This is a genomic window from Burkholderia sp. LMU1-1-1.1, from assembly GCF_040675865.1.
Taxonomy (GTDB): domain Bacteria; phylum Pseudomonadota; class Gammaproteobacteria; order Burkholderiales; family Burkholderiaceae_D; genus Rugamonas.
The window spans coordinates 111,957-138,752 of record NZ_JBEGHG010000009.1 but is presented as its reverse complement, the minus strand read 5'-3'; the positions used below and the strand labels follow the sequence as shown (position 1 = coordinate 138,752).

Genomic DNA, 26,796 nt, shown 5'->3' with positions numbered 1-26,796 from the left:
ACGCCATGGATACCGTGACCAACATGCAGGACTGTATCGACGCCTGCACCAACTGCCATCAAGCCTGTCTCCAGACGGCGATGACCCACTGCCTGCAGATGGGCGGGCGCCACGTCGCGCCGGACCACCTGCGGCTGATGTTCGACTGCGCGGCCGTCTGCGAGCTGTCGGCCAATCTGCAGCTGAGCGGTTCGCCGTTCGCCGACCGCCTGTGCGGCGTGTGCGCCGAGGTATGCCACGCCTGCGCCCTGAGCTGCCGAGACCTCGATGGGATGGAGGAGTGCCTGCGCGCCTGCGAGGTGTGCGAGCATTCGTGCCGCGAGATGGCGCAAATGGCCGCCTGAGCGGCCTGCAGTTGCGGATCAGGCGATCTGGTAGATGTCTTTCGCCACTTCCCGTACATAGCGCAGCAACAGCGCGGCGCCCGGGGACATCAGATGCCCGTCCACCGTGATGATGCCGAAAGCGTCCATGCGGCACGGCAGCTCGATCGGCAGGATGTTGAGCACACCCTGCGACTCGTAATACTTGGCCACCGCGATCGGCATCACGTTGAGCGCATCGGTCTGCTGCAACAGCGGTTTAATCAGCAGCACCGCCGTGGTGTCGACCACATTGCCCGGCACTTCCAGGCCCGCGCGGCGGAACATCAATTCGCAGCGCGCGCGCAGGATGCTGCCCTGCGGCGGAAGTATCCACGGCTGCCCGGCGATGTCGCGCAGCTGCAGGTTGCGCGCCTTGAGCAGCGGATGGCCGGGACGCACCACCGCGCACGCCGGCTCGTCGCCCAACTCCTCGTAGGCCAGCCCCTGCGCGCTTTGACGCTCGGGAATACGGCCGATCATGAAATCCAGCCGGCCACGCTGCAACTGCTCCAGCAGGATGTTGGACTGCTCCATCTCGACACCGATGCGCAGGCGCGGCGAGGCCTGTTTGGTGCGCGTGATCGCCTGCGGCAGCAGCGAGATCCCCGGGGTCATGATGGTGCCGATGTCCACCTGTCCGGTCAGGCCGGCCTTGATGGCGACGATGTCCTCGTGCGCCAGCGAGAGGCTGGTCAGCGCCATGCGGGCGTGGCGTATCATCGTCTCGCCGTAGATGGTCGGCTCCATGCCGCGCGGCAGCCGGTCGAACAGCTGCACGCCGAGCATCTCCTCCAGGTCCTTGAGCTGCTTGGACGCGGCGGGCTGCGTCATGTGCAGATCTTCCGACGCACGGTGGATGTTGCGTTGTTCGTCCAGCGCGATCAGCAACAGCAGCTGGCGCGTTTTAAGGCGCGCGCGCAGGAACCAGTTCGAATTAGTATCCATAGGAAAATGATATCACGATGGATATTGATTTTGCATAAAAACCCATCGTTTCAATATCACTTGCAAGCCGAACTAGGATTGGCCGCAGGCCCTTCCTTGGTTTGCTTGATGAACGGGATGGTGCCATCGGCGTTGTACTGGAACTCCTCCACCGCCACCGAGCGGCGGTACTCGCCGCCGGTCGGCAGCTTATCGTTATGGTAGAAGATGTAGTTCTTGCCATTGAACTCGATGATAGCCTGGTGGATGGTCTTGACCTTGGCGTTCTTCTCCATGATCACGCCGCCGAACTTCCATGGGCCGGTCGGGCTGTTCGACATCATGTAGGCGGTGGTCTCCGGGAAGTCGCGCGAATACGACAGGTAGTACACGCCTTTGTGCTTGTGCATATACGGCGCCTCGGTGAAGCGGTCCATGCCCACCGTGTGGATCGGACCATCGAATTCGATCATGTTCGGTTTGAGCTTGGCGTATTTGAGCACCGTGTTACCCCAGTACAGATACGCCTGGCCGTCGTCGTCGACGAACACGCCCGGATCGATGTCGTCCCAGGCGATCGGCGCTTCCAAGGTCATGTTGTTGGTGACCAGCGCCGAGCCGCGCGCGTCGACGAACGGGCCTTCCGGCTTGTCGGAGACGGCCACGCCGATGGCGCGGCCGGGAAGGGTCGCGTGATCGACGGTCGAATAGAAGTAGTATTTACCATCGCGCTTGGTGACGTCGGCGGCCCAGGCGTCGACCTTGCCGATCGCCCATTTGAAGGCGGACGGCTTGAGCGGCGAGCCACGGTCGGTCCAGTTTTTCATGTCGCAGCTGCTGTACACGCGCCATTCCTTCATCACATAGTCCTTGTCCTTGACCGAGGCGCTGTCGACGCCGACGTACAGGTAGACCGTGCCATTGTCGACATACGCCGACGGATCGGCCGTGAACAGTTTCGGGAACAGCGGGTTGGCCGCTTGCGCGGCGTTGGTCGCGGCAAAAGCCATCCCCGCCGCTGCGATAGCGGCATATTTCATCATTTTCGTTTTCAAAGCTCTCTCCAGGTTGATCTTATTTTTTTGCGGTCGCGCCCATCGCCATCAAGCGCTGCACGACGCAGAATACAAACAGCAGACCGCCGATGACGATCTTGGTCCACCACGAGCTGAGCGTGCCGTCGAAGGCGATCAGCGTCTGGATGGTCCCGAGTACCAGCACGCCGGATAGCGCGCCGGCGACATAGCCGTAGCCGCCCGTCAGCAAGGTGCCGCCGATGACGACCGCCGCGATGGCGTCCAGTTCCGTGCCCTGCGCATGCAGGCCGTAACCGGACAGCATGTAGAACGAGAACAGCACGCCGGCCAGCGCCGCGCAAAAGCCGCTGAACGCGTAGATCAGCACCTTGGTGCGCGCCACGCGCAACCCCATCATCAGCGCCGATTGCTCGTTGCCGCCAACGGCGTAGACGGCGCGGCCGAACGGCGTGCAGTGCGCGACGTAGATGGCGACTGCCAGCATCGCCAGCGCGATCAGCGCGCCCGGCGACAGGAAACCGCCCAGCACCGGCACCTGCGTCTGCGACATGGCGACGAAGAACGGGTCTTCGATGGTGATCGAGTTAATGCTGATCAGGTAGCACAGGCCGCGCGCCAGGAACATGCCGGCAAGGGTAACGATGAACGGCTGCAGCTTGAAGTAATGGATGATGGCGCCCATGGCCGCGCCGAAGCCGGCGCCGAGCACCAGCGAGATTGCGATCACCAGCAGCGGCGGCACATGCCACGTTTGCAACAGCCAGGCCGAGATCATCGTCGTCAGCGCCAGCACCGAGCCGACCGATAGGTCGATGCCGCCCGACAGGATCACAAAGCTCATGCCGACCGCGATCACCAGCAGGAAGGCGTTATCGATCAGCAGGTTGAACATCACCTGCAGCGACAGGAAACCCGGATAGGCGGCGCCGCCGGCGGCCAGCAGCACCACCAGCAGCAGCACCGTCACCAGCGAGGTGAAATATGGCGACGACGTCAGGCCGCGCCGGCCCGATGCGATGTTACCAGCGGCGCCCGCGACGGCGCCGGTCATGGCGGTTGCGCTCATGTTGCGATCCCTTTCGAGCGGGCCGGGAAAACGCGGCGCCACATGTTTTTGAATTCGGCCGACTGCGAGATACAGACCAGGAACACGACCACCGACTTGACGACCATGTTCACTTCCGGCGGCAGGCCGAGCGAGTAGATGGTGTAGGTCAGCGTTTGAATGATCAAGGCGCCGATCACGCTGCCGGCCAGGCTGAATTTGCCGCCCGCCAGCGAGGTGCCGCCCAGCGTTACCGCCAGGATGGCGTCCAGCTCCAGCAGCAGGCCGGCGTTGTTGGCGTCCGCGCTCTTGATGTTCGCGCTGATCATCAGGCCTGACAGGCCGGCGCAGGCGCTGCAGAACAGGTAGACGAAGAAGATCAGGGTCGCGGTCTTCAAGCCGGCCAGGCGCGCGGCCACCGGGTTGATGCCGACCGACTGGATGAACAGGCCGAGCGCCGTCTTGCGCATCAACAGGAAGGTGACGATGAAAACAAAGGCGACGATGTACAGCGAGAACGGCAGCCCGAACAAATAGCCGCTGCCAAGGAAGAAGAACGGCTCGTAATAGACGGTGACGATCTGGCCGTCCGTCAGCAACTGCGCCAGGCCGCGCCCCGCCACCATCAGGATCAGGGTGGCGACGATGGGTTGCAGGCCAAGGCCGGCCACCAGCACGCCGTTCCAGGCGCCGCACAGCAGCGCCGCGCCCATGGCGGCGCACAGCGCCCACACCATCGGCGTATTGGCGACATATTCCGGCACGCCGTTGTTCATCACCATGGTGCCGCCGATTAGCATCGAGGCCACCGTGCCGCTGATGGCGACCACCGCGCCGACCGAGATGTCGATGCCGCGCGTGGCGATGACCAGGGTCATGCCGATGGCGGCCAGCGCTAGCGGCGCCGCGCGGTTGGCGATGTCGATCAAGCTGCCGTACAGGTGGCCGTCCTTGATCTCGATGTGGAAGAAGCCGGGGATCAGCAGCAGGTCGATCAGCAGCAGGATCGCCAGCGCCGCCAGCGGCCGGAAAAGCGGGTGGCGCACCACGCTCATTTTGTTCATTTCGCTCATTTCGCGTGAGCCCCTTCCGCCGCGATCACGTGCAGCACCGAGGTTTCATCGAGCGCGCCGCGCGGGTACTCGCCGCCGGTTTTACGGTCGCGCATGACGACGACGCGGTCGCTGCAACGCAGTACTTCCGGCAGCTCGGACGAGATGAACAGGATCGACATGCCCTTGCGGCACAACTTGACCACGTAATCCATGATCTCCTGCTTGGCGCGCACGTCGATGCCGCGCGTGGGCTCGTCCAGGATCAGCATTTTCGGCTCGGTCGCCAGCCAGCGCGCCAGCAGCACCTTCTGCTGGTTGCCGCCGGAGAGCGTGCCGATAGGCGTCTCGATGCTGGCGGTCTTGATGCCGAGCGCCTTGACGTATTCTTCGGCCAGCTGCTGCTGGCGTTTGAGCGGGATCGCGCGCGTTAGCCCCATGCGGGCCTGCAAAGCCAAAATGACGTTCTCGCGCACCGACAGGTCGAGGATCGCGCCTTCGTGCTTGCGGTCCTCGGAGCAGAAGCCGATGCCGGCGGCGATGGCGTCGCGCGGCGAATTGAAACTGTGTTCCTTGCCATCGATCGTGATGGCGCCGCTGTCGGCCTTGTCGGCGCCGAACAGCAGGCGCGCCGCCTCGGTGCGACCGGAGCCCAACAGGCCGGCCAGGCCAAGCAGCTCGCCCTCGCGCATGTCGAGATCCATCGGCGCCAGCGCACCTTTGCGGCCGAGGCCCCGCGCGCTGAGGAACGCCTTGAGTTTCGATGGCGCGGCGGCGGGGGCATCGTTCGCCGCGGGAGCGGCGGATGCGGTGTCCGGCGCTGCGGCGACCGGGGCGCCGACCATTTTATTCACCAATTCAAGCCGCGACAGATCGGCGCAGGCGTACTCCCCTTCCCGTTCGCCGTTGCGCATCACGGTGATACGGTCGGAGATCGCGTAGGTCTGGTCAAGGAAGTGGGTGACGAACAAAATCGACATGCCCTGCTCGCGCAGGCCGCGCAATACGCTGAACAGCAGGTCGACTTCCTTCTCGTCGAGACTGGAGGTCGGCTCGTCGAGGATCAGCACCTTGGCCGACACCAGCAGCGCGCGCGAAATCGCCACCATCTGCTGGATCGCCAGCGGATAGTGCGCCAGCGGCATGGTCACATCGATGCGGATCTGCATCCGCTCCAGCAGCTCGGCCGCCTGCTGCTGCATGCCGCGCCAGTCGATGCCGCCGAACTTGCGCGGATAGCGGCCGATGAAGATATTCTCCGCCACCGACAGGTTCGGGCACAGGTTGACTTCCTGATAGACGGTGCTGATGCCGAGGTTCTGCGCATCGAGGGTCGACGTCGGATAGATCGCCTGGCCATCGAGCAGTATCTCGCCGTGGTCCGGCGCGTAGACGCCGGTCAGCACCTTGATCAGGGTCGATTTACCGGCGCCGTTCTGCCCCATCAGCGTATGGACCTCGCCCGGATACAGCTTCAGCGCCACGCCGCTCAAGGCCTGCACGCCCGGGAAGGCTTTGCTGATGCCGCGCAGCTCCAGCACCGGCGCTGTCGAAGACGCGGCTCGCGCTAATGTACTCATCGCGGGAGGCTATCAGTATTTGCGGTTCGGGAATTCCTTGGCCGCCACCTCGGCCGGGAACACGCCTTCTTGCACCGTGATGCGCTTGGGTACCGGCTTGTTGGCGGCGACGTCGCGTGCGATCTGCATCAGCTGTGGGCCGAACAGCGGGTTGCATTCGACGGTCACGTTCATCTTCCCGGCGACCATGGCCTGGAAGGCGCCGCGCACGCCGTCGATCGAGATCACCAGAATGTCCTTGCCCGGCTTCATGCCGGCTTCCTCGATCGCCTGGATCGCACCGATGGCCATGTCGTCGTTGTGCGCGTACAGCACGTTGATCTTCTTGCCCTCGGCCTTGAGGAAGGCTTCCATCACTTCCTTGCCCTTTGTGCGGGTGAAGTCGCCGGTCTGCGAGCGGATGATCTTCAGCTTAGGATTCGCGGCGATGACTTCGGCGAAACCCTTCTGGCGGTCGATCGCCGGCGCGGAGCCGACGGTGCCCTGCAGCTCGACGATGTTGAAGCTGGCGTCGGGCGTCTTCTTGGCGCGTTCCAGCAGCCAGCGGGCGGCCAGGCGTCCCTCTTCGACGAAATCGGAACCGATGAAGGTCACGTACAGCGACTGGTCGGTGACGTTGACGGCGCGGTCGGTCAGGATGACCGGAATTTTGGCGGCCTTGGCTTCGCGCAGAACGGTATCCCAACCCGATTCCACCACCGGCGAGAAGGCGATGATATCGACGCGCTGGGCGATGAAGGAGCGGATCGCCTTGACCTGGTTCTCCTGGCGCTGCTGCGCGTCGGCGAATTTGAGGGTGATGCCCTCTTTCTTGGCCGCGTCCTTGATCGAAACGGTATTGGCGGTGCGCCACTCGCTTTCGGCGCCGACTTGCGAGAAGCCGATAACCAGCGGTTTGGCCGCGAAGGCCGGGCCGACGCTACCGAAGGCGGCGACGATCGCCGCAGCGACGCCGGCTTTGAGTACGGTTCTGCGATTGCATGTCATAGCAAGGTCTCCAGATTAGATTTTTATGGTTTTATCGATCATATACTATGAGAAACACAAATATCTATCCAATGATATTTTGGTCTATTGCGATATCGATTCCGGTATCAATTCAACGACAGAAGTAATAGCTCAACGCAGCAGCCGCAGGCCGTACAGGCCACCGGCCACGGAGCCGTTGCGGGCCACGAACTTGACCACCAGCTTCCCGCCCGCCGCCGCGACCAACGCAGGCGGAATCGGGTAATCCACCGTGTAAAGCTCCTGCGGCGCCGTGGCATCCAGCTTCACCTCGGCCAACAACTGGCCGTTGATCAGGATATCGAACCTGCGGCCGGCATCCCCTTTCGAGTATGTCAGGCGCAAGGCGCGGGCCTCCGACTTCTTGTCGGTCAGGTCGTAGCTGAACCAGTTGGTCGCATGGCGCCAGTGGCGTCCCTTGGCCAGACCGGATTCGCCGCCTTCGGCCTTGAAGAAGTGGTCCGACTCCGGCTGCTGCTCGCCCGGCGCCACCTGGTCGATGGTGCGCGCGTCCAGCTCAAGCCGCGCCGCCTCGTCCTCGGCGGCTTTGGCGCGCGTGGCCGCCAGATCCGCCGCCGTGGAATACGGCCAGTAAACCATGTAGCGGGAATCGTGCACCCGGAAGAACGGTACAAAGGTGGCGGCCTGCTTGCCATCCTTGCCCTCCACCAGTCCGGGAGCGACAAACGTCAGCGGCCTGCCCGACACCGGTTTGAAGCGGCCTTCGAACGCGGGACTGTCGTCGACCAGCACCGGGGCGGCCTGCAACGGGCTGACCGGCCCGGAGGCGATATGGCCCATGCGCGAGTCGTCGGCCAGGAAATTCAGCTTCTCGTCCGGGAACGGATTGGTCTTCGCCGCCAGCACCACGGGGCCGTGCAGCACCGCGTAGTAGTTTGATTTGTCCGGCATCTGTTCGAGCCGGGTTGTCATCGGCAGTGCGATATCGACCTTGTCGCCGTCACGCCACTGCCGGCGGACGCTGACATAGCGGTCGGCGCCGATACTGGCGGCGACCGGCCGGCCATTGACGGTAACGCGCAGCGCCCCCGGCTCCACCCACTCCGGATAACGGATCTTCAAGGTGAAGGTCTTGTTGCCCTTGACGGTGATGGTGCTGCCGCCTTCATCCGGGAAGCGGTTGGACTGGCGAATGGAGACGCCCTGCTCGCGCCAGTTCAGGGTCGAAGGTATGAACAGGTTGACATACAAGTTGTCGCCGCGATGCGCGTATATGAACTCGCCGTACTTGGCGTGGTTCTCCAGGCCCGAGCCCACGCAGCACCACATGCCCTGCTGCGGTTGCGAATAGACGCGGTAGTGGTTGGGCCGCATCGGCGTGAAATAGACAAAGCCGCCGCTGTGCGGGCGCTGCGATCCCAGAATGTGGTTGTACAGCGCGCGCTCGTAGTAGTCGGCGTAGCTGCCCTTGGCGTCTCCGACGAACAGCAACCCGGTAAGCTTGAGCATATTGTAGGTATTGCAGGTCTCGGGGCCTTCGACTTCCTCGATCATGGACGAGAAGTCGTTCTGGTCGTGGAAGTGCTCCTTGACGCTGTTGCCGCCGATGGCGACGGTGCGGTGATCGTGCACGGTTTGCCAGAAGAACTGCGCGGCCTTCTGCCAGTCGCGCCGGCCGGTGATGTCGCCGATGCGCTTGAAACCGATCACCTTCGGGATTTGCGTGTTGGCGTGAAGGCCGGTCAGCTGGTCCTTGCCGTCCTCCAGCGGGCGCAGGATGGCCTGGTGCGAAAAGCGGATCGCCAGGTCCATGTATTTTTTTTGGCCGGTCATCTCCGAGACATCGGCCAGCACTTCGTTCATGCCGCCATGCTCGCAGCGCAGCATGTTCTGCATCTGTTCTTCGTTCAGGTGCGAAATCAGCTCGACCGTCCAGTCGCACAAGGCGATCAGCATGGCGCGCGCGTCCTGGTTGCCGGCATAGACATAGGCGTCGCGCAGGCCGGCATAGAGCTTGTGCAGGTTGTACCACGGGACCCATTTACCGTTGACCGAGAAACCGTCGGCCTGGAGTTTGCCCTGCGCGATATCGCGCCACGCGGCGGCGCCACCCGGCACGCCGCCGATGTAGCCGTCGCCGTTGCTCGACTGGCAGCGCTTAAGTTCCGACACAAAGTAGTTCAGGCGCTTGAGAACTTCCTCATCGCCGGTGGCGGCGAACATCAGCGCCAGCGCGGTCAGATAGTGGCCACCCATATGGCCATCCAGGCCTGTCGATTCCCAGTTGCCGTAGCTGGCCTCTTTCGGCGTCAGGCCGGCTTCGCGCAGGAATGGCGCCAGCAGGCGGTCCGGGTTCAGCGCCATGATGTAGCGCAGATCCGTCTGTTGGGCTTCCAGGAAGGGACTGGCGGTCAGGCGCACCGCCGACAGCGGGAACAGGCGCACGGGCGCTTTATCCACTGGCACTGCGGCGGCACCCGCGCGCGTTGCGGCGCCGGCCATCGGCGGAACCGCCGCCGCGGCCATCGCGGTGGCGGCATAGCGCAAGGTGCGCCGGCGCGCCGGCTTGTGGGTGGCCGCCGCCATTATTTGACGGGCAGCTGCGTGCTGCGGTACTTGTTCAAGTCGGCCTGGTCAACCGTCGGCCATCCCTTCGCATCCCATTTCATTTCCATGATCTTCAGCTTTTGCAGATAGTTGTCGGCGGTCTCGTAAGCGTGCAGCACCAGATAGTCCTTGCCGTCCATCGTGTAGGCGCTGTTGTGGCCCAGGCCTTTCCAGTCCTTGTCGCCGGCGATCAGCAGCGAACCGCCGCCCTTCATCATGTCGACACCGTTTTTGTCGACGTAAGGCCCGGTCACCGAAGTCGAGCGGCCGACGACGACGTTGTAGGTGCTGTCTCCCTTGCGGCAGCACAGGCCGAACGACGCGAACAAATAATAGTAGCCGTTCTTCTTGAAGATGAACGGCGCCTCGATCTCGCCCGGTCCAGCGTCCTTCCCGGCCGGCGCGTCGACATTGGCGGTCCGGCTGGCGATCGCGTGCCACTCCTGCGGTTCGGCCAACCCGGTCCAGGCGTCGTTCAGCTTGACCAGTTTCAGTCCGCTCCAGAAGGAGCCGAACGACATCCAGGCCACGCCTTTTTCATCCTCGATAATGTTCGAATCGATGGCGTTCCAGTCGTCCCGCATCGGCACCGACTGCAGCACCATGCCCTTGTCTTCCCAGCGATAGTCCGGCGAGCGGGGATTGAGCGTCTTGTTGACCGTGACGCCTATTCCCGATGTGTTTTTACCGAATCCGGACACCGAATAATACAAATAATATTTACCGTTATGGAACTGCACATCCGGCGCCCAGATATGGCCGTCGAAAGTCGGCGCCGCGCGTTTGGCCCACGACGGCGGCTCCTTGAACACGGGGCCCTCGGGCTTCCAGTCCTTCATATTGGTCGAACTGTAGAAAGTGATACCCGGCCCCGTACTGAAGACGTAATAGGTATCGCCCTCCTTGGCCATCACCGGATCATGCACGCTGACTTCCTTTGCCGTGCAGGCCGACAGGCCGGCCACGCCCAACAGCAAAGCCATCGTCGAAAAAATATACTTCATCCACAACCTCGATTAACGATGCGAGGCCATGCCATCAGCATGACCTCGCGGGCCTACGACTTACTCCACAGCGACCACGATAACCGCCTTGGCCGGAATCTTGACCGTCAGCTTGCCATCGGCGCCGGCGGTGGCGCTGAACGGAGCTGGCTTGATCGCTTCCGGCGACTGGAAGGTGTTATGCGTGTCCATCGCGGCGGACGTCAGCACCCGGCCATTGACCGACTTGATGGCCTGGCCCGGCACGTCCACGGCGATCTCCGCTTCCTTGGTCGGGTTGGTGTTGACCAGCGCCAGATACAGCTTGCCGTCCTTGGCGCGGGCGGCCGAGGCGCTGATCTCCGGAATGCTGCTGCCGTTGTACGAATACTGGGGATTGTTCGTCAACTTCAGCGGCAGCGAGGTCGCGTCCTGGAACGGCACATACATCTGGAACGCGTGGTACGTCGGCGTCAGCACCATCTTGTCCTTGTCGGTGATGATCATCGCCTGCAGCACGTTGACCATCTGCGCGATGTTGGTCATGCGCACGCGGTCGGCGTGGTCGTGGAAGATGTTGAAGTTGAGCGCAGCCACCACCGCGTCTCGCAGCGTGTTTTGCTGGAACAGGAAGCCGGCGTTGGTGCCCTTCTCGACGTCGTACCAGGTGCCCCACTCGTCGACCAGGAAGCCCAATTTTTTCTCAGGATCGTACTTGTCCATCACCGCCGTATTGGCCTTGATGAAGCCATCCATCTTGATCGTGTTGGACAGGGTCGAGAACCACTGGTCTTCCTTGAAGCCGGTCGCCATGCCCTTCACTTCCCACTGGCCGGTCGGGATGGTGTAGTAGTGGAAGCTGATGCCGTAGGTCTGCTTCTTGAGCTCTTTGCTCAGGGTTTCGGTCCAGGTCAGGTCATGGTCGTTGCCGCCGCTGGCGATCATCTTCGGACGATACTGCGGCGGCGCGCGCAGGAAGGTTTCGACGTTCTTGTACAAGTTCGAGTAGTGTTGCGGCGACATGTTACCGCCGCAGCCCCAGGCCTCGTTACCGATGGCGAAGTAGTCGACCTTGAACGGCTTGTCGCGGCCATTTTTGCGGCGCAGTTCGGCCAAGGTCGACTTGCTGTCGGAGGTCATGTACTCGACCCACTCCGACATCTCTTGCGCGCTGCCGGTGCCCAGGTTGCCGTTGACGTAGGTCTCGGCGCCGAGTTGCTCGGCCAGTTCGAAGAATTCGTGGGTGCCGACAGCGTTGTTTTCCTCCACGCCGCCCCAGTTGGTGTTGACCTTGACCGGACGCTTCTCGCGCGCGCCGATGCCGTCGCGCCAGTGGTATTCGTCGGCGAAGCAGCCGCCCGGCCAGCGCACCAGCGGCACATGCATGGCTTTCAGCGCGCCGACAACGTCCTTGCGCCAGCCATTGACGTTCGGGATCTTCGACTTCGGACCGACCCAGATGCCCTCGTAGATGCCGGTGCCCAGGTGTTCGGCGAATTGGCCGTAGATGTTTTTGTTGATGACCGGACCAGGCTTGGTCGTATCGATCGTCACGCCGACAGGCGCGGCGAAAGCGACACCCGAAGCGAGCATGCACAGAGTGAGAACACCACGTTTGATGTGATTCATATTTTAAATCTCCTGATTACTGTTTTATTGTTATCACGAAGCCGCCATGCGGCTTGATGGTTACTGCTGCTTTTTTGCCGGCAGCGATGCTGCGTTGGCTAAAACCACGTTCGCCTTCACCGTCGGCGATGATCGTGCCCTGCTTGGCGCCGGCAAAGGACAAGTCCAGTGTCAGCGCCTTGTCGGATTCGGTGGCGTTGATGCCGGCGATGTACCAGGTGTCGCCGGCGCGGCGCGCGACCACCGCATATTTACCGGGGAAGCCGTCGACCAGGCGGCTGTCGTCCCAGCTGCGCGGCAGCTCCTGAAGGAAGCTCTTGACGTAGGCCGGCACGGTCGCCATCCCTTCCGGCACTTCGGCGAAGTGCTGGATGCCGGAGACGTACAACACCGATGTCGCCAGCTCGAAGCCATTACTGCTGGTGCGTTTGATCTTCGGGATATCGCCGAACACCATCGGCGTGAAGTCCATCGGGTCGAACAGGTTGCGGGCGAACGGCATCATCGCCGCGTGCGTCGGCATCTTGTCCTCGTCGGCCTGCTCGAAGGTGGTGAACTCCATGCCGCGCACCGCCTCCATCGTCATCAGGTTGGGCCAGGTGCGGGTCCAGCCGCGCGGCAAGGTGGCGCCGTGGAAGTTCACCAGCAGGCCGGCGGCGGCCGCATCGTTCAGCATATCGACGTAATAGGCGATCATCGACTGCGCGTCGCCGTTGAAGAAGTCGATCTTGACGCCCTTGACGCCCATCTGGCGCAGGCGCGTGAACTCGGCCACGCGCTGCTCGTGCGTCAGCAGTTTGCTTTTTGGCGAGTACTCGGTCGAGTTCCACGGGCCTGACGAGTTGTACCAAACCAGCACGCCAACGTTCTTGGTGGCGGCGTAGTCGGCCAGTTCCTTCATCTTCTCGTAGCCGATCTTGCGGTCCCAGTCGGCGTCGACCAGGGTGTAGTCCCACCTCATGTCGGCGGCGTAGTCGATGAACTTCTTCTGCACGTCGTAGACGGTGGCGTCATCCTTCAGCAGCGCCCAGCTCCAGGAGGCGTGTCCCGGCTTGACCAGTTGCTTGTCGAAGGCGATCGCCGGCGCGGCCAGGTCGGTGCCCAGGGTTGAGCCAACCACGGTCGATAACGAACCAAGCGCCATCAGGCGCCATGGCGAGGTCAGTGTGCCTTCGACGTCGGCCATCAGGCCACGGTCCGGGAACACCTCCTCTTTCATCGGATTGCCGATGCTGTATTTGCCGCCTTTGGAATCCGGCGCCAGGCGCGATCCCTGGAAGCTGCCGTCCATGCCCGCCTCCGAGATGGCCAGCCAGTTGTCGCCGGCCTTGAACAGCGCCGGGAACACCCAGCCGGCCGGCGACGGCGAGACCGTGCCGACCGGGATGTCCATCTGATAGTGTTCTTCATAGGACGGATTGGTCCTGCCCCAGCCGGTCTGCGCGACGGCGATAGGCTGCAGCCATGCTTTGGCCGATGTCGGCAGGGCGAACGTGGTGCGTTCCTGGATCAGCTTTTTGCGCGGCAGCGATGGCTCGGCGACGATGTAGCGAAAGGCGACGCCGTCGTTCGATACGCGGAAGACGACGTCCATCTTCTGCTTTTGCGCGTTCTGTACGGAGTAGGTTTGTTCGTTGGCGCTGTAGGTGATGTCACGTTTCTTACCCGTGGCCATTTGATACTTGTCGGTGACGGTGACGACCTTGGAGCTGGCGGCGATCGTCAGCGCGCCGGCCAGATCGGCGCCTTGCAGTTGCAGCCCGAGTTCGGAGGCCAGCAGCACCGGTTTGCCGTCGCGGGAGACGGTGTAGGTCAGGGGTTTGCCGGGCGACTCGTTCAGCTGGACGCTGATGTGACGGTCGGGGCTTGTCAGCGCGCCAGGGGACGCTGCGAAAGCGGTCGACGCGGCTGTGGCGCCCACCGCGACCGCGGAGATAAATCTATTCACCATGTTCTCACCAGTTTTTTAGGGTTATGTAGCCCCGCCGCCTCTAAGGGCGGTGTCTCCGGGGCGGCGAACGGTGTTGCGGGTATTACGGGTATTGCGGTTGCTGCTTACACCCATCCTCCATCGACGATGAACTCCTGCGCCGTGCACATGGCGCCGTCATCGGCGGCCAGGAACAAAATCATCGACGCGATATGCTGCGGCATCAGCTTTGTCGGCATGCACTGGTTACGCTTGATATCCTGCTCGCCCGCCTCGTCCAGCCACAGGTCGATCTGGCGCTGGGTCATCACCCAGCCCGGCGTGACGGTGTTGACGCGGATGCCATGGGCGCCGAATTCGCGCGCCAGGCCACGGGTCAGGCCATGGGTCGCCGCCTTGGAGGTGGCATACACCGGATAGCCGGCGTTCTTGACCTGCCACGAGATCGAGCCGACGTTGATGATCGAGCCGGAACCCTTTTCCTTCATGCCTTCGAAGACCGCCTGGCAGGTGAAGAACATCGGACGCTGGTTGATGGCGATACGCTCGTCCCAGTAGTCGACGGTGACGTCCTTGGTTTCGTGGCGCTGGTCGTTGGCGGCGTTGTTGACGAGGATGTCGAAGGAGCCGATGATGCCGGCCATCTCGGCCATGGTCGATTGCAAGGCGGGGATGTCGGTGATGTCGCAGACGCGGAACTCCGGCTCGGGGTAGCCGGCTTCCTTGACGCGGCGAACCAGCTCCAGGCTGGCGTCGCGGGCGATGTCGACGAAAGCGACCTTGGCGCCCTGCTCGGCGAAGGAAATCACCATCGCCTCGCCGATGCCGGTGCCGCCACCGGTGATGAACACGCGCTTGCCGCGCAGGCTGGCGAATTTGGCCAATTGGGTCATACAGTCTCCGTTGTTTTTATAGACGAAAGCCCCGCCGTGGCGGGGCCGGTACAGCCACCACGATCACTTGTGGGTCAGTTCACCTTCGAGGCGCCGCCATGGCGCGCCGCCTTCGTCGCGCAGCACTTGCGGCAGCAGCGGCTGCGGCAGGTTCTGGTACGAGACAGGACGCAGGAAGCGCGTGATGGCGCCGGTGCCGACCGAGGTGCTGCGGCCATCCGACGTCGACGGGAACGGGCCGCCATGCACCATGGCGCTGCATACTTCCACGCCGGTTGGATAGCCGTTGGCCAGGATGCGGCCGACTTTACGCTCCAGCACCGGCAGCAGCTGCTGCGCGGCGTCCAGATCCGCTTCGTCCATCAGCAAGGTTGCGGTCAGCTGGCCTTCCAGTTCTTCGGCGATCTGGCGCATTTCAGCGATGTCCTTGCACGCCACGACCAGCGAGGCCGGGCCGAATACTTCCTCGGACAAGACGTGCTGATCCAGGAATGCCGCGCTGCTCGTGTCGAACAACGCCGGAGCGGCCTTGCCTTCCGATTGAGGCGCCAGCGCCAGCGTATTGACGTCTGCGTTGTCGGCCAGCTGCGTGATGCCGCGCTTGTAGCTGCCGGCGATGCCCGGCGACAGCATGGCGCAGGCGGCGCCGCCTGCCAGCGCCGTCGACGCGGCGGCCTTGAAGCGGTCCAGATCCGGGCCGGCGATGCCGATCACCAGGCCTGGATTGGTGCACATCTGGCCTACGCCCAACACCAGCGAGGCGGAGAAGCCGGCCGCCAGGTCCTCGGCGCGGTTGGCCAGGGCCTTCGGCAGCAGGAACACAGGATTGATCGAGCTCATTTCGGCGTACACCGGAATCGGCACCGGACGAGCCGCGGCCACCGCCATCAGCGCGAGGCCACCGCCACGCGAGCCGGTGAAACCTACCGCCTTGATGGCCGGATGACGCACAACCTCCTGGCCGATGTCGTTACCGACACCGGTCAGCAGCGAAAACACGCCGGCCGGCAGGCCGCAGATCTCGACCGCCTTGACGACGGCGCGGCCAACCAGCTCCGACGTGCCGGGGTGGGCGAAGTGCGCCTTCAGCACCACCGGGCAGCCGGCCGCGAAGGCCGACGCGGTGTCGCCGCCGGCGACGGAGAACGCCAGCGGGAAGTTACTGGCCGAGAAAACAGCGACCGGACCGAGGCCGATCATGCGCATGCGGATGTCGGGACGCGGCGGCGCGCGGTCCGGCAGCGCCTTGTCGATGCGGACGTCGTTCCACGAACCTTCGCGCAGCAGGTTGGCGAACAATTTCAACTGGCCGACGGTGCGGCCACGCTCACCTTCGATGCGGGGGCGCGGCAGGCCGCTTTCGGCCATCACGCGCTCCACCAGCACATCGCCCAGGGCCATGATCTGTTCGCCGATGGTCTCGAGGAACACGGCGCGCTTCTCGTCGCTCAGCGAGCGGAAGGTGTCGAACGCCGCTTCGGCCAGGCGGCAAGCCTGGTCGATCTGATTGACGTCTGCCGTCGTGAACTCAGGGTCCATCGACTGCTGCAGCGATGGGTTGTAGGCGCGGAAAGCGGCGCCGTTTCCTTTGACGGCCTGGCCGCCGATCAGCGAATCGCCGGTGATGATCATAAGGTCTTTACTTTCGCTACTTCGGTTTTGTACACGGTCAGCTTGTTGCGCAACGCGGGACCGAACTGTGGCGACTCGATCTCGAACGTTTCGCCCGGCTTGACGACGATGTTGTCGGCCACGCTCAGGGTGGCGGTGCCGAAGAAGTGGATATGCACGTCGCCGGCGCGCTTGAACAGCGGGTACTTGAAGTGGTGGTGCTCCAGGTTGCCGATGGTGTGCGACATATTCTGCTCGCCGCTGAAGAAGGCCTTCTCCCAACGCACCTTGCCATCCACGTCGTAGATGCGCGACGTGCCCTGGATGTTGGCCGGCGCGTCGCCGACCAGCAGCGCCGGGCCCAGACCGCAGGCGCGCAGCTTCGAATGCGCCAGGTACAGGTAGTTTTGACGCTCGGTCACGTGGTCCGAGAACTCGTTGCCGATGGCGTAGCCGACGCGGTAAGGCTGGCCGTCGTCGCCGATCACGTACAGGCCGGCCACTTCCGGCTCTTCGCCGCCATCGAGCGCGAAGTCGGGCATGCTCAGGTCCTGGCCGCTGGCGGCCACGATCGAACCGTCGCCCTTGTAGAACCATTCCGGCTGCACACCGGCTTCGCCGGCGGCCGGCTTGCCGCCTTCGACGCCCATGCGGAACATCTTCATGGAGTCGCTCAGGCTTTCGACGTCGCCGCCGATTTTCTTGTGCATGGCGTCGCGGGTGTCAGCGCTACCCAGGTGGGTCAGGCCGGTGCCGGTGACGTAGCAGTGGGCGTCGTCGGTGTGGTCCAGGGGCGCCAGCAGGCGGCCGGCGGCGGCGACGGCTTCAAACGAGGCGGTGGCGCTGCCGACCGACTTCTCCACCAAGGCGGCCAGGCCGGTCGACTTACGGATCGCATCCTGGGCCAGCGCGTAGGTGGTGCTGTAGCCGTCGATGACGCGGATGGTGTCTTGTTCCAGCACGCCGATCTGGCGCGCGCCTTGTTCGTTCTTGAATTGTACGAGTAGCATGGTATCTCCTGGTTCTTCTCAGTGCTTATTAGTGCGAGTGGCGAGGAACAGCCGAACCACGATTCCCGACGAGGAAATCGAAGTCGCAACCTTCATCCGCTTGCAATACATGTTCGATGTAGAGCTGCTGGTAGCCGGTCTTAGGACCCGGAGCGCTGCCCGGCGCGCGGGCGGCCTGGCGTTCGGCCATTTCGGCGTCCGAGATTTCCAGGTTCAGCAAACCACCCGCGCAATCGAGCGTGATCCAGTCGCCATCCTTGACGATGCCCAGCGGGCCGCCGGCCATCGCTTCCGGCGCCACGTGCAGCACGACGGTGCCGTAGGCGGTGCCGCTCATGCGGGCGTCGGAGATGCGGACCATGTCCTTGACACCGGCCGCCAGCAGTTTGGGCGGCAGGCCCATGTTGCCTACTTCGGCCATGCCCGGATAACCTTTCGGGCCGCAGTTCTTCATCACCAGCACCGAGTTCGCGTCGACCACCAGATCCGGATCGATGATGCGGCTCTTATAGTGCTCGAAGTCCTCGAACACCACGGCCTGGCCGCGGTGCTGCATCAGTTCCGGCGTCGCCGCCGACGGTTTCAGCACGGCGCCGCGCGGCGCCAGGTTGCCGCGCAGGATGCAGATGCCGCCATCCTTCAGCAGCGGCTTCTCCAGCGGACGAATCACTTCGTCGTCGTAGATCGGCGCATCCTGGCAGTTTTCCCAGATGGTCTTGCCGTTGACGGTCAGCGCGTTCGGGTTGGGCAGCAGCTTGCCCTCGCCCATGCGGCGGATCACGGCCGGCAGGCCGCCTGCGTAGTAGAACTCTTCCATCAGGAAGCGACCCGACGGCAGCAGATCGACGATGGTCGGCATGCCGCGGCCGACGCGGGTCCAGTCTTCCAGTTCCAGATCGACGCCGATACGGCCGGCGATGGCTTTCAGGTGGATCACGGCGTTGGTCGAACCGCCGATGGCGGCGTTGACGCGGATCGCGTTCTCGAAATTCTCCTTGGTGAGGATCTTGGACAGCTTCAGGTCTTCCTTGACCATGTCGACGATGCGCATGCCCGACATGTGGGCCAGCACGTAGCGGCGCGCGTCGACGGCCGGAATGGCGGCGTTGTGCGGCAACGAGGTGCCCAGCGACTCGGCCATGCAGGCCATCGTCGACGCCGTGCCCATGGTGTTGCAGGTGCCGGCGGAGCGGGAGTGGCCTGCTTCGGCCGCGAGGAAGTCGTGCATACTCAGTTCGCCGGCCTTGACCTGCTCATGCAACTGCCAGACGGCGGTGCCGGAGCCGATGTTCTTGCCGTTCAGCTTACCGTTGAGCATAGGGCCGCCGGTGACGACGATGGTCGGGATGTCGACCGAGGCGGCGCCCATCAAGAGCGCCGGCGTGGTCTTGTCGCAGCCGACCAGCAGGACGACGCCGTCCATCGGATTGCCGCGGATGGATTCTTCGACGTCCATGCTGGCCAGGTTACGGGTCAACATGGCGGTTGGACGGAGATTCGATTCGCCGTTGGAGAAGACTGGGAATTCGACCGGGAAGCCGCCGGCTTCGAGGATGCCGCGTTTGACGTGTTCCGCCAGTTTGCGGAAATGGGCGTTGCAAGGGGTCAGCTCGGACCACGTGTTGCAGATGCCGATGATAGGTTTGCCCTGGAATTCGTGATCAGGAATGCCCTGATTTTTCATCCAGCTGCGGTACATGAAACCGTTTTTGTCTTGGGTGCCGAACCATTCGGCGGAGCGCAGCTTTACCTTCTTGTTGTCGTTCTCAGACATGCAATTCTCCTCAGTATTTTCCTGTGCGGGGACGTGAATGTCATGCCCCCGCATCGATAAAGCATACTAAGATGGACTGAGATATCTTTCCAATAAATTATTAATCAACTTCGATATCAAAACCGATATCAGCAACCTCCGGCAGACGGCTTAAGCGTCGGTGCTGAAGCGGTAAGCCATCACCGTCGAGTATTCCTGGCCCGGACGCAGGATCGTCGACGGGAAGTCGGGACGGTTCGGCGAATCCGGGAAATGCTGCGGTTCGAGGCAGAAAGCGCTGCGATAGCTGTAGATCCGCCCTTTTCCAGTCATCTTGTCATTCATGAAATTCCCGCTGTAGAACTGGATGCCCGGCTCCTGGCTCCACACCTCCAGCACCCGGCCGGAGGCCGGATCGCGCACGCGGGCCGCCATCTCCAGCGCGCCAGGCTTGGTTTTTTTCAGCACGAAGTTGTGGTCGTAGCCGAAGCCGTTGCGTAATTGTTCGTCATCCTGGCCGATCCGCTCGCCGATCGTGCGCGGCGTACGGAAGTCGAATGGCGTGCCCTCGACCGGCGGCAGATCGCCCAGCGGAATCTGCACATCGTCGATCGGCGTGTAGGCGTCGGCCACGATGGTCAGCTCGTGACCGAGGATATCGCCCTTGCCGGCCAGGTTGAAATAAGCGTGGTTGGTCAGGTTGACCGGCGTCGCCTTGTCGGTGATGGCGTGGAAAGCGATACGCAATTCGTTATCGTTGCGCAGCTCATAGATGGCCGTCACTTCCAGGTTGCCGGGGTAGCCCTGCTCGCCGTCGGCGCTGACATAACTCAGTATCAGGCCGGCCGACTGCGGGGTGGTGAAGGTCTCGCCGGTCCACAGGCGGCGGTGGAAGCCGTCGATCCCGCCATGCAGGTGATTGACGCCGTTGTTGACGTCCAGCGCGACGGTCTCGCCGTCGAGCGTGAAGCGGGCGTTGGCGATGCGGTTGCCGTAACGGCCGATCAGCGCGCCGAAGTAATGGGATTCGCCCATGTAGGCGGCGACGTCGTCGTAGCCGCAATTGACATCGGCCAGCGTGCCGCTGCGGTCGGGCACATGGATTTCGGTGATGGCGCCACCAAGGTTGATGATCTTGACGATCATGCCGTTGGCGTTGGTCAGCGTGTAGCGGGTGACGTCGCGGCCGTCGGCCATCTGGCCGAACGGGGATTCAGTGATCGAAGCTTGCATTCTTGACTTTCAAATGGGGCGGCGGCCGGGGGAATGAACCCACCGGCCGCCGCGGTTATCCTGTGCGGTCCGTCGGGACCAGGCGAATGAACCTATATTATGCGATCGACGGTTTTCCGAAGACCGGCATGCCCTGCCCGTCCCACTTGAGCGGCTTGACATAGGTGTGACGGTCCGGATTCCACAACGGGTCGCCAACAATCTCGGTGTAGGTCCTTGCATGATAAACCAACATGACGGTTTCGCCATCATCGCCGATGGTGAAACTGTTATGTCCGGGACCGTAGACGCCGTGCTCGAAGCAGGTTTGCAGCACCGGCTCCTTCAATTTGGTCCACGAGGCGGGGTCCAGCAGGTCGGCGTTCTCGTCCGCCCACAGCAGGCCCATGGCGTAGTTCTCGTCGGTGGCGCTGGCCGAATAGCTGATGAAGATCTTGCCGTTCTTTTTCAGCACCGACGGACCCTCGTTGACCCAGAAACCACGGATCTCCCAGTCGAATTCGGGCTTGCTCAGCATGACGGGCGGGCCGCCCAGCTGCCACGGCGTCTTCATTGGCGCGATGTACAGGTTGGAGTTGCCCTCGATGGCGACGTCCTTCTGCGCCCACAGGTAGTACAGCTGGCCGTTGTGGGTGAAGGTGGTGGCGTCCAGGCAGAAGGTGTCGATGCCGGTGTCGATCTGGCCCATGAACTCCCACTCGCCCTCCAGCGGATTGGCGTTGGTGTTGCGGATCGCGTACATGCGGTGCTGGAACAGCTTGTGTTTGATCTCGCGGCTCGGCGCGGCGGCGAAGTAGACATACCAGGCGCCCTGGTTGAAGTGGAGCTCCGGCGCCCAAACCAGCTCGCTGTACGCGCCCGTCTCCGGCTTGAACCAGACATCGACCTTCTCGGCGTCGGCCAGGCCGGCGATGGTTTTCGCGCGGCGCAGCTCAATGCGGTCGTACTGCGGCACCGAGGCGGTGAAGTAATAATAGCCGTCGCTGTGGCGGATGATAAAAGGATCGGCGCGCTGTTCGATCAGCGGCTGCAGTATGTCTTTGCTTTCCATTGCTTCGTTTTCCAAAAAATTAGACTGCCACATAAGAATCGGCTCCCATTTGCTTCTTCACTTCCGTGTAATACTCGTCGGTGACCCGGTATTTGAACATCAAAAGTCCCATCAAGGTATGGAAGAAACCGGGGATCAGGGTCATCATCAGCACGATGCCGTGCAGCGCGAACGCGGTCTGCTCGTGGTTCGGCTGATATTGGAAGTACGTCAGCAGGCCGCCGGCCAGCGCGCCGGCCACGCCCATGCCGGCCTTCTGGCACACCGAGATGCCGCCGAAGGCGAAGCCGGAGACGCGCTTGCCGGTCTTGACCTGGCCGTAGTCGATGGTTTCGGCGATGGCCGACCAGAACACCGGCGCATGCAGGTCCACCACGAACGACAGCACGAAGTACAGCACGAACGCCAGCATGATGTCGCCCGGCTTGACGAAGAAGTAGATCGCGGCGCTGATCACGCCCACGGCGATCTGGCTCCAGCGGAACAGCTTGACCTTGCAATAGAATTTGGTGATCCAGGTCGAGGCGACCATCGACAGGATCGCCGCGACCACGCCGATCGACAGGAAGGTGGCCACGGTGGCGGTGTCGCCGCCCAGATAATATTTGACGTAGTAGATGGCGGCCGTGGCGCGCAGCACATAGCCGATGGTGCCGGTCACGCAGACGCCGCACAGGATCAGCCACTGGTCGTTCTGCAGCAGCACCTTGAGCTGCGTCCACAGCGACTGGCGCTGCACCACGTGCAGCACGCGCTCCTTGGTGGTGAAGAAGCAGAACAGGAACAGCGCCACGCCCATCGCCGCCATCACGGCCATCGCCGCCTGGTAGCCGGTGGCCGCGTTGCCGCCGCCCCAGCGCTCGGAGAGGATGGGCACCACCACCGTCACCATGAAGGCGCCGACCTTGGCGAAGAACAGGCGGTAGCCGTTGGCCGACAGGCGCTGCTGCGGATCGTTGGTCAGGCTGCTCGGCAGCGAGATATAGGCCACGCCGACGCCGGAGGTCATGATCGTCATGATGATGTAGGTCGAATAGGCCCAGATCAGTTTCGCGTCATAGCCCCAGTCGGGCGTGGTGAAGACGAAGAACACGCTGATGCCGTAAGGGACGGCGAGCAGCAGCAGCCATGGACGATAGCGGCCCATGCGCGCGCTGGCATAGCGGTCGGTGAGCTGGCCCACCACCAGGTCGGCGATGGCGCCGACGAATTTGACGACCAGGAACAGCAAGGCCAGGTCGGAGGTTTTCAGTCCATAGATATCGGTGTAGAAGAACGTGATGATCAACATCATCGACGAAATCACCACGTTCAGCGCCATGTCGCCGGCGCCAAAGCCCACTTTTTCCAACAGCGATAGTTTTTGATTCGACATTTACAACCTCTTAAAAATGCAGCTATCCCGCAAAAGCGGGATAGTTTTTTAACGACGTGGTGACATCAATACTTCAAATTCATCGACAGGCCAACCGTGCGATCATAACGGCGCGTGTCGCGCGGGTAGATCCGCGAATCCGACCAGTAGTCCTGGAACTTGAAGTTCAGCAGATTGGTGCCGGTCAGGTTGACGGTAACATGATCGCTCACCTTGTAGCTCAAGGAGCCATCGAGCGACGACATCGGCTTGACGATCAAATCCTTCGGCACCAGGTTCGGGTTGGCCCGGTCCGGCGTATCCGCGTAGGTGTCGACAAACTTCGAGCGCCAGTTGTACGCCAGGCGCGCCGACCAGCCCTCTTTCTCATACAGCGCCACGATGTTGTACGACAGGCGCGACATGCCGGCGAACGGCTTGCCCTCGATATCCTTGTTCTCGGACGCGGTCACGCCGCCTTCGCTGTAGGTCACGTTGGCCTGCAAACCGAAGCCGCTCAACCAGCCAGGCAGACCGTCATAGAACTGCTGGTACGCCAGCTCGACGCCCTGCAGATGGCCCTTGTCGGTGTTGAACGGCCGAGTAGTATTGTAGGGAACGCCCTGGAAGGTCTCCGATATCACACGGTTCATGATGTATCCGTCGAAGTTATGACGGAACACCGTGCCGCTAATGGAACCGGTCGGCGCGAAGTACCACTCGAGCGAGGTATCGAAGTTCTGCGCTGTGAACGGCTTCAAGTCCGAATTGCCGCCGCTCGCCGTCGCCACGTTGGTGGTGCCGTTCGGTTTAACGTACGCGGTGGCGGGATTGAGTTGGCCGAAGTCCGGACGCGTCATCGTCTTCGCGTAGGCGAAACGCGCAAGCAAATCCTTGCGCAACGCCAGCTTGAAGTTCGCGCTCGGCAGCACTTCGGTGTTGGACGAGTCCTTGGAGGTCGGCACCAGGACGCCATCGACACTGTCGTTAGCCTCGATATCCGAATCGGTCTTGGTCACACGCACGCCGATCACGCCATCGACCGGGAACTGGCCCAGGTCGAAGCCGATCTTCGCTTTGCCGTAGAAGGCGTAGTTCTTCTCCTTGTTGGAGAAGAAGGACGCCGGGTCGAGCGCCCTGGCGGCGGCGTTGCCGGTGGCGGCGGCGCGGATCACCGAGGTGTTGTTGATCAAATAGCCGGCGCAAGGCGTCGACCACTTCGGCGTGCCGTAATTCTCGGAGAACTCCGTGGTGCTGCACGACAGGCCTGGAATACTCGACATGGCGATGCCGGCCGGAGTCGGCACGCTGCCTTCGAACGACTTGATCGAGTTGGCGGTGCGCTCGTTCAGGCGCAGGCCGGCGCTGAACTCCTTGAAGAAGCCATCCGCTTCCGGCGAGTAGGTCACGTCGCCACGCCAGTCGGTCGACTTGCCGCGATCCCTGCCATAGCGGTCGAAGAATTGCGACAGGAAGATCTTGCCTGGATCGTTCAGCGCCGGACTCTGATACTGGACGAACGCGCCGCCGTTGACGTTGGTCTTGACGAACACGTTGTCGACATTGAGGCTGGTGTCGAGGATCGGATTGACCCAATCAAATTTGCTGCGCGTGGTCGCCAGCTCGGTGGTCGCGCGCAGGCCCGGCGACACGCGCCAGTTGGCGCCCACCGCGTACTGCGAAGCGGTGCTGGTATTCTCGCGACCCTGCGTCGACAGGATGGTGAACGCGTTGGTCGATGTGATGGTGTCGGTCTGGTTGGTGCCAGGGATCTTGGTGACCTTGATCTGGTCGGCCGACGTCGCCCATGGCAGGCCGACGAAGAAATCGGTCTCCTCGGTGTTTTTCAACACCGAATGCAGCCCCTCGGCATACACTTCCAGATCCGCGTTCGGCTTCCATTGCAGCGCGAAGTTCGCTGCCTGGCGCTTGCGCTGGCCGTGCACGTCCTGCAGGCCGACCAGATCGGGTCCGGTCAGGTTCGGCGCGGCGAAGCTTTTATCTATCGGGAAGGTCTGGAACGCGCGCTCCTCCTGGAAGCGGTCCTTGATCGACGACACGCCGAACAAGGCACCCACTTCGCCGATGCCGGTTTTCCAGCGGTTCGACACCATGCCGGACAACTCCGGATCGGTGGCCTTGGCCTTGTCCTTGTTCTTGGCGCCGACCTGCGCGCTGGCGGTGAAGTCCTTGAAGTCGAACGGACGGTTGGTGCGCACGTCGATAATGCCGGCGATGCCGCCCTCCACCTGGTCGGCGCTCTGCGACTTGTAGACGTCGGCGCGCTGCAGCATGGTCGAAGGGATGTCGGCCAGCTTGATATAGCGGCCGGTGGTGGTGAACATCTCGCGGCCGTTGATCAGCGTGGCGATGCCTGGCAGGCCGCGAATGAGCACCGTATCGGCCTCGCCGCCATTGCGGCGCACCTGGATGCCGCTGACGCGGGCCAGGGTCTGGGCCACGTTCGTGTCCGGGAATTTGCCGATATCGTCGGCGACGATCGAATCGATGACGTTGTCCGAATCCTGCTTGATCTTCTGCGCGGTCTGCGCGGCGCGGCGCACGCCGGTCACGGTGACGACGGCGGCTGGAGCGGGAGTGGTGTCGGCGGCGGGAGCCTGGGTTTCAGCGGCGGCGGGTGCGGTAGCAACTGGAGCCGCCGAAGTATCTTGTGCCAGAACCGGGAAGGCGCTCAGAAGGCCGGCCGCGGCCAGCACTGCGACGCTGGATTTGAGGACGAGGCGATGCTTTGCCTGGGACTCGAAAGTCCCGGATGCGAGGTAGTTCATAGGTCTCCAGTGTTATCTGTTTTCTGTTTTATGGGAGAGTTGCCACGCTGGGTGCAACTTTCGGATTTCATCTTAGGGGCTAGACAAAAAACAAACCAATCAATTTTTTCGGGTTTTTGATACCGAAAAAAGTATCGATAAGCGTGCGGGACCGAGGAGTCAGCGTGGGAATGTGTGAACTTTCCATCCGAGCAAGATGCTATCCTGTTGATAGTGTCCGCCGGCCAACTAATTTTCCGAGGAATTCCATGGTACGTTTCACCCTCTTGCATCGGTTTCTTTGTTTATTTTTGCTGCTTTCATCCATGGGTGCCCATGCACACGACATGGCTCAAAGCGACTTGCGCGTGGCGGTGCTCCTTTTCGAGGGCGCCGAGGAGATCGACTACGCCGGCCCCATTGAGGTTTTCGGTGCCAGCGGAGCCAAGATATTCACCGTTGGGCAATCCAAATCCGCCGTCGAATCTGTCTATGGTTTGAAGGTGACACCCGACTACGATTTTTCGGACTTGCCGGAGGTGGATGTCTTGATCGTCCCGGGCGGCGGAATAGTCGAAGCCTGGAAAGATCCGAAATTGCTAAACTGGATCAAGGAGCGAAGCAAGAAGGTCAAGGTCGTGATGTCGGTGTGCTCCGGCGCGTTCATACTGGGCAAAGCGGGCCTGCTGGATGGGATTTCATCCACTACCACATTGGTGATGCGGCCTCAGTTGGCGAAGAATTTCCCATCCACAAAGGTTGTCGCCGAGCGCTTCGTAGATGCGGGAAAGGTGATCACCACCGCCGGCTTGTCCGCAGGTATCGATGGCTCGCTTCATCTCGTGGAGCGGGAATTGGGCACCGAGCGCGCGCTGTCCGCCGCCCGTTACATGGAATACGATTGGAAACCGAAAGGCAAATAGGCGGATTGTAGGCAGTCTCATCAGTACGGTTAGCTGTCGCACTTAACACGATGGTTGACCGGTGCGCACGGCGCGATAA

20 protein-coding genes are annotated in these 26,796 nt (G+C 62.4%); 2 read left to right on the top strand and 18 right to left on the bottom strand.

Annotation, left to right across the window (positions count from 1 at the left end; translation table 11 throughout):
• The first annotated feature begins 5 nt into the window (after positions 1 to 5).
• A complete protein-coding gene (locus tag MRBLMU1_RS10220) occupies positions 6 to 344 on the top strand; it encodes a four-helix bundle copper-binding protein (protein WP_363500486.1) in 339 nt (112 codons plus the stop codon).
• 18 nt (positions 345 to 362) lie between these two features.
• Here the strand turns inward: MRBLMU1_RS10220 and MRBLMU1_RS10215 are convergent, their stop codons facing one another.
• The 18 genes from MRBLMU1_RS10215 to MRBLMU1_RS10130 all read right to left on the bottom strand — a co-directional run bounded on the left by MRBLMU1_RS10215 (position 363) and on the right by MRBLMU1_RS10130 (position 25,815).
• Positions 363 to 1,310, bottom strand: coding sequence for a LysR family transcriptional regulator (locus tag MRBLMU1_RS10215; RefSeq protein WP_090314101.1), 948 nt, complete (start codon positions 1,308 to 1,310; stop codon positions 363 to 365).
• 56 nt (positions 1,311 to 1,366) lie between these two features.
• Positions 1,367 to 2,299 (bottom strand): glycoside hydrolase family 43 protein, encoded by a 933-nt coding sequence (locus MRBLMU1_RS10210; protein WP_363500483.1) that lies wholly within the window; start codon positions 2,297 to 2,299, stop codon positions 1,367 to 1,369.
• A 64-nt stretch (positions 2,300 to 2,363) separates the two neighbouring features.
• Positions 2,364 to 3,377, bottom strand: coding sequence for a galactofuranose ABC transporter, permease protein YjfF (gene yjfF / locus MRBLMU1_RS10205; RefSeq protein WP_363500641.1), 1,014 nt, complete (start codon positions 3,375 to 3,377; stop codon positions 2,364 to 2,366).
• 11 nt (positions 3,378 to 3,388) lie between these two features.
• Positions 3,389 to 4,426, bottom strand: coding sequence for an ABC transporter permease (locus MRBLMU1_RS10200; protein WP_363500638.1), 1,038 nt, complete (start codon positions 4,424 to 4,426; stop codon positions 3,389 to 3,391).
• A 14-nt stretch (positions 4,427 to 4,440) separates the two neighbouring features.
• Positions 4,441 to 6,003: a sugar ABC transporter ATP-binding protein gene (locus MRBLMU1_RS10195; RefSeq protein WP_363500480.1), complete on the bottom strand. Its 1,563-nt coding sequence runs from the start codon at positions 6,001 to 6,003 to the stop codon at positions 4,441 to 4,443.
• A 12-nt stretch (positions 6,004 to 6,015) separates the two neighbouring features.
• Positions 6,016 to 6,990, bottom strand: coding sequence for an ABC transporter substrate-binding protein (locus tag MRBLMU1_RS10190; protein WP_363500477.1), 975 nt, complete (start codon positions 6,988 to 6,990; stop codon positions 6,016 to 6,018).
• A 132-nt stretch (positions 6,991 to 7,122) separates the two neighbouring features.
• Complete coding sequence (locus tag MRBLMU1_RS10185) at positions 7,123 to 9,558, bottom strand: glycoside hydrolase family 127 protein (protein ID WP_363500474.1); 2,436 nt, start codon at positions 9,556 to 9,558, stop codon at positions 7,123 to 7,125.
• Entirely contained in the window at positions 9,558 to 10,583 is a 1,026-nt protein-coding gene (locus MRBLMU1_RS10180) for an arabinan endo-1,5-alpha-L-arabinosidase (protein WP_363500471.1), read from the bottom strand. Before MRBLMU1_RS10180 ends, MRBLMU1_RS10185 begins: the two co-directional genes overlap by 1 nt.
• 60 nt (positions 10,584 to 10,643) lie before the next feature.
• Positions 10,644 to 12,191, bottom strand: a complete 1,548-nt coding sequence (locus MRBLMU1_RS10175) for an alpha-N-arabinofuranosidase (RefSeq protein WP_363500468.1) — start codon at positions 12,189 to 12,191, stop codon at positions 10,644 to 10,646.
• 16 nt (positions 12,192 to 12,207) lie between these two features.
• A complete protein-coding gene (locus tag MRBLMU1_RS10170; protein WP_363500465.1) occupies positions 12,208 to 14,142 on the bottom strand; it encodes a glycoside hydrolase family 97 protein in 1,935 nt (644 codons plus the stop codon).
• Positions 14,143 to 14,246: 104 nt separating this feature from the next.
• Positions 14,247 to 15,014: an SDR family NAD(P)-dependent oxidoreductase gene (locus MRBLMU1_RS10165; protein WP_363500462.1), complete on the bottom strand. Its 768-nt coding sequence runs from the start codon at positions 15,012 to 15,014 to the stop codon at positions 14,247 to 14,249.
• A 63-nt stretch (positions 15,015 to 15,077) separates the two neighbouring features.
• Positions 15,078 to 16,646 carry an aldehyde dehydrogenase (NADP(+)) gene (locus tag MRBLMU1_RS10160; RefSeq protein WP_363500459.1) on the bottom strand — a complete coding sequence of 523 codons (1,569 nt, stop codon included), beginning with the start codon at positions 16,644 to 16,646 and terminating at the stop codon, positions 15,078 to 15,080.
• Positions 16,643 to 17,635: an AraD1 family protein gene (gene araD1 / locus MRBLMU1_RS10155; RefSeq protein ID WP_363500456.1), complete on the bottom strand. Its 993-nt coding sequence runs from the start codon at positions 17,633 to 17,635 to the stop codon at positions 16,643 to 16,645. The genes MRBLMU1_RS10160 and araD1 overlap by 4 nt, the downstream gene beginning before the upstream one ends.
• Positions 17,636 to 17,663: 28 nt before the next feature.
• A complete protein-coding gene (locus MRBLMU1_RS10150) occupies positions 17,664 to 19,409 on the bottom strand; it encodes an IlvD/Edd family dehydratase (protein ID WP_363500453.1) in 1,746 nt (581 codons plus the stop codon).
• 150 nt (positions 19,410 to 19,559) lie between these two features.
• On the bottom strand, positions 19,560 to 20,621 hold the full coding sequence (locus MRBLMU1_RS10145) for an aldose epimerase family protein (RefSeq protein WP_363500450.1): 1,062 nt from the start codon (positions 20,619 to 20,621) through the stop codon (positions 19,560 to 19,562).
• Between the two features lie 97 nt (positions 20,622 to 20,718).
• Positions 20,719 to 21,672, bottom strand: a complete 954-nt coding sequence (locus MRBLMU1_RS10140) for a glycoside hydrolase family 43 protein (protein ID WP_363500447.1) — start codon at positions 21,670 to 21,672, stop codon at positions 20,719 to 20,721.
• 19 nt (positions 21,673 to 21,691) lie between these two features.
• Entirely contained in the window at positions 21,692 to 23,047 is a 1,356-nt protein-coding gene (locus MRBLMU1_RS10135; RefSeq protein WP_363500444.1) for an MFS transporter, read from the bottom strand.
• A gap of 65 nt (positions 23,048 to 23,112) precedes the next feature.
• Entirely contained in the window at positions 23,113 to 25,815 is a 2,703-nt protein-coding gene (locus tag MRBLMU1_RS10130; protein ID WP_363500440.1) for a TonB-dependent receptor, read from the bottom strand.
• A gap of 248 nt (positions 25,816 to 26,063) precedes the next feature.
• On the opposite strand from MRBLMU1_RS10130, the gene MRBLMU1_RS10125 reads away from it, so the two are divergent.
• On the top strand, positions 26,064 to 26,717 hold the full coding sequence (locus tag MRBLMU1_RS10125) for a DJ-1/PfpI family protein (protein ID WP_363500437.1): 654 nt from the start codon (positions 26,064 to 26,066) through the stop codon (positions 26,715 to 26,717).
• Positions 26,718 to 26,796 lie beyond the last annotated feature (79 nt).

Bases quoted from the DNA above. Each gene is read 5' to 3' on its own strand.
- MRBLMU1_RS10220 (WP_363500486.1), top strand. From the start codon at position 6: ATGGATACCGTGACCAACATGCAGGACTGTATCGACGCCTGCACCAAC.
- MRBLMU1_RS10215 (WP_090314101.1), bottom strand. From the start codon at position 1,310: ATGGATACTAATTCGAACTGGTTCCTGCGCGCGCGCCTTAAAACGCGC.
- MRBLMU1_RS10210 (WP_363500483.1), bottom strand. From the start codon at position 2,299: ATGGCTTTTGCCGCGACCAACGCCGCGCAAGCGGCCAACCCGCTGTTC.
- yjfF (WP_363500641.1), bottom strand. From the start codon at position 3,377: ATGACCGGCGCCGTCGCGGGCGCCGCTGGTAACATCGCATCGGGCCGG.
- MRBLMU1_RS10200 (WP_363500638.1), bottom strand. From the start codon at position 4,426: ATGAGCGTGGTGCGCCACCCGCTTTTCCGGCCGCTGGCGGCGCTGGCG.
- MRBLMU1_RS10195 (WP_363500480.1), bottom strand. From the start codon at position 6,003: ATGAGTACATTAGCGCGAGCCGCGTCTTCGACAGCGCCGGTGCTGGAG.
- MRBLMU1_RS10190 (WP_363500477.1), bottom strand. From the start codon at position 6,990: ATGACATGCAATCGCAGAACCGTACTCAAAGCCGGCGTCGCTGCGGCG.
- MRBLMU1_RS10185 (WP_363500474.1), bottom strand. From the start codon at position 9,558: ATGGCGGCGGCCACCCACAAGCCGGCGCGCCGGCGCACCTTGCGCTAT.
- MRBLMU1_RS10180 (WP_363500471.1), bottom strand. From the start codon at position 10,583: ATGAAGTATATTTTTTCGACGATGGCTTTGCTGTTGGGCGTGGCCGGC.
- MRBLMU1_RS10175 (WP_363500468.1), bottom strand. From the start codon at position 12,191: ATGAATCACATCAAACGTGGTGTTCTCACTCTGTGCATGCTCGCTTCG.
- MRBLMU1_RS10170 (WP_363500465.1), bottom strand. From the start codon at position 14,142: ATGGTGAATAGATTTATCTCCGCGGTCGCGGTGGGCGCCACAGCCGCG.
- MRBLMU1_RS10165 (WP_363500462.1), bottom strand. From the start codon at position 15,014: ATGACCCAATTGGCCAAATTCGCCAGCCTGCGCGGCAAGCGCGTGTTC.
- MRBLMU1_RS10160 (WP_363500459.1), bottom strand. From the start codon at position 16,646: ATGATCATCACCGGCGATTCGCTGATCGGCGGCCAGGCCGTCAAAGGA.
- araD1 (WP_363500456.1), bottom strand. From the start codon at position 17,635: ATGCTACTCGTACAATTCAAGAACGAACAAGGCGCGCGCCAGATCGGC.
- MRBLMU1_RS10150 (WP_363500453.1), bottom strand. From the start codon at position 19,409: ATGTCTGAGAACGACAACAAGAAGGTAAAGCTGCGCTCCGCCGAATGG.
- MRBLMU1_RS10145 (WP_363500450.1), bottom strand. From the start codon at position 20,621: ATGCAAGCTTCGATCACTGAATCCCCGTTCGGCCAGATGGCCGACGGC.
- MRBLMU1_RS10140 (WP_363500447.1), bottom strand. From the start codon at position 21,672: ATGGAAAGCAAAGACATACTGCAGCCGCTGATCGAACAGCGCGCCGAT.
- MRBLMU1_RS10135 (WP_363500444.1), bottom strand. From the start codon at position 23,047: ATGTCGAATCAAAAACTATCGCTGTTGGAAAAAGTGGGCTTTGGCGCC.
- MRBLMU1_RS10130 (WP_363500440.1), bottom strand. From the start codon at position 25,815: ATGAACTACCTCGCATCCGGGACTTTCGAGTCCCAGGCAAAGCATCGC.
- MRBLMU1_RS10125 (WP_363500437.1), top strand. From the start codon at position 26,064: ATGGTACGTTTCACCCTCTTGCATCGGTTTCTTTGTTTATTTTTGCTG.